The 1626-nt window shown below is 66.1% G+C and carries 2 protein-coding genes; both read left to right on the top strand.

Annotated elements, in window-relative coordinates:
• Positions 1-127: 127 nt before the first annotated feature.
• Entirely contained in the window at positions 128-1327 is a 1200-nt protein-coding gene (rlmN, locus tag DYI24_RS26255; protein WP_164574390.1) for a dual-specificity RNA methyltransferase RlmN, read from the top strand.
• Positions 1328-1330: 3 nt separating this feature from the next.
• Positions 1331-1626, top strand: a 296-nt coding sequence (locus tag DYI24_RS26250; RefSeq protein WP_164574389.1) for an HD domain-containing protein, incomplete at its 3' end; no start/stop codon positions are given.

Raw genomic sequence — 1626 nt, 5'->3', positions numbered from 1 at the left:
CGGTACAGACGACCCGCCAGCCGGCGACAACCGGCCGGCGGGTTCTTATATGCATGGAGACCGGCGGCTTGTGCCCCGCTCTGCACGCCCGCCGCGGATGGCCGGCCACCAACCTGAACGTGATGCGATGACGCCTTCTGCCGCCTCGGCCCTGGTCGAGAAGACCCCGCTGGAAACCTATGTGCCGCCGGCCAAGCCGTCGCTGATCGGGCTGTCGCGGGCGCAATTGTGCGACCGGCTCGGCGAAGTCGGCGTGGCGCCGCCCCAGCGCAAGATGCGGGCGCAGCAGCTCTGGCATTGGATCTATGTCCGGGGCGCCCGCGACTTCTCTGAAATGACCAATGTATCCAAGGAGATGCGGGCCACGCTGGCGGAGCACTTCACGGTCGACCGGCCCGAAGTGGTGGCCGAGCAGATTTCGGCCGACGGCACCCGCAAATGGCTGCTGCGGCTGCCGAGCGGGGACGACGGGCAGAAGGCCCACGAGGTCGAGTGTGTCTATATCCCGGAAACCGACCGCGGCACGCTGTGCGTTTCCAGCCAGGTCGGCTGCACCCTGAATTGCGCATTCTGCCACACTGGCACCCAGCGCCTGGTGCGCAACCTCACCGCCGGCGAGATCGTCGGCCAGGTGATGGTGGCGCGCGACCGCCTCGGCGACTGGATCGACCGCGAGACCCCGAACGGCAATCGCCTGATCACCAACATCGTGATGATGGGGATGGGCGAGCCGCTCTACAATTTCGACGCAGTGCGCGACGCTCTGCTGATCGTCTCGGACAACGAAGGCATCGGCATCTCGCGGCGGCGGATCACGCTGTCGACCTCCGGGGTGGTGCCGAACATCAAGCGCACCGGCGACGAGATCGGCGTGATGCTGGCGATCTCGCTGCACGCCGTGCGCGACGAACTGCGCGACGAACTGGTGCCGCTGAACCGCAAGTACCCGCTGAAGGAATTGCTGCAGGCCTGCCGCGACTACCCGGGCGCGTCCAACGCCCGCCGCATCACCTTCGAATATGTGATGCTGAAGGGCGTCAACGACTCGCTCGACGATGCGCGCCGCTTGGTGCAGCTGCTCAAGGGCATTCCGGCCAAGATCAATCTGATCCCGTTCAATCCGTGGCCCGGCTCGAAATACGAGTGCTCGGACTGGGACCAGATCGAGAAGTTCTCGGAGTACATCTTCAACGCCGGCTACTCGTCGCCGGTGCGCACCCCGCGCGGCCGCGACATTCTGGCCGCCTGCGGCCAGCTCAAATCCGAGACAGAAAAGCTGTCGGTACGCGAACGCAACGCGCTGCGCGCGATGGCGATGACGGACTGATCCATGCTGCCCGCCGACGAGATCAAGGGCGTGCTCGCCTTCCTGCGGGAAGCCGAGCGGCTCAAAAGCGTGATCCGCAGCGGGTACACGTCCACCGGCCGCCCCGAAAGCACCGCCGAACACACTTGGCGTCTGTGCCTGATGGCGATGCTGCTCGCCGACGGGCTCGGCGATATCAATGTGGCGCGCCTGTTGAAGATCTGCATCGTCCACGACCTCGGTGAAGCCCTGCACGGCGACGTGCCGGCGGTCGCACAAGTGGAGGGCGACGACAGAGCCGCACGGGAGCGCGCCGATAT

Origin of the sequence: Rhodopseudomonas sp. BR0C11, from assembly GCF_010820945.1 — a bacterium.
Classification (GTDB): Bacteria; Pseudomonadota; Alphaproteobacteria; order Rhizobiales; family Xanthobacteraceae; genus Rhodopseudomonas; species Rhodopseudomonas palustris_H.
The sequence above is the reverse complement of the archived record's forward strand: the minus strand, read 5'-3'. Positions and strand labels throughout refer to the sequence as shown.